Source organism: Vibrio sp. 2033 (genome assembly GCF_033339735.1).
The window spans coordinates 1-853 of sequence record NZ_JAWOVC010000203.1; the positions used below are offsets into that span (position 1 = coordinate 1).

The following is an 853-nucleotide window of genomic DNA, read 5'->3' on the forward strand; positions in this document are numbered from 1 at the left end:
AGGATTATAGAGAAGAGCGAAGAAAAAATCACCTTTTTTTGCGCCAAATCACTAATTTTTTCTTCACTTTTTTAAGAGACAATCAAATTTATGCCAAATGCTCGCGAGCAAGATACTCATGACTCTGCATCTCGGTTAAACGCGATACACAACGCTTGAACTCAAATTCCAGTTGTCCTTCGGTATATAAGGCATCCATCTCGACTTCCGCTGAAATAATCAGTTTTACGTTACGCTCATAAAACTCGTCGACTAAAGCAATAAAACGCCTCGCAGCATCATCAATTTTACGATTCATCTGACGAACATCGGCCAGTAAAACCGTGTGATAAATACGTGAGAGTTCAATGTAATCGTTTTGACTTCGAGCGGTTTGGCACAACTGCTCAAAAGAAGCATGTAACACCCCATCACTGGCTTCAATCACGTTAATCTGTCGATGATTAATGTCGATTTTGCGGGCAACGCTTTTACGCTCAGCCGTAAGCTGCTGATAATAGGTATTTAAATTAATAGAAGCCTGCTCATCCAATGGATAATGGTAGATTTCGGCTTGTTCCAACGTCCTCAGACGATAATCGACACCACTATCCACATTTAGTACATGGCAACGCGCCAAAATCATATCAATAGCAGGAAGGAAACGAGCTCGCTGTAAGCCATTACGATACAAATTTTGTGGTTCGATGTTTGACGTCGCCACCAGCACCATCTGACGCTTAAACATTTCTTGCAACAATGTGGCAAGAATCATGGCATCAGTTATGTCAGACACAAAGAACTCGTCAAAACAAACAATATCTGCTTCTTGTTTAAATAAGTCGGCAACTTTGGAGAGAGGATTTTCTACCTC

Annotated in this window: 1 protein-coding gene; it reads right to left on the reverse strand. The window is 40.9% G+C overall.

The genetic code is table 11. The annotated features are described in order from the left end of the window. Window positions 1–88: 88 nt before the first annotated feature. A partial coding sequence (gene zapE / locus R7P74_RS25585; protein WP_318123447.1) for a cell division protein ZapE occupies window positions 89–853 on the reverse strand: 765 nt, incomplete at its 5' end.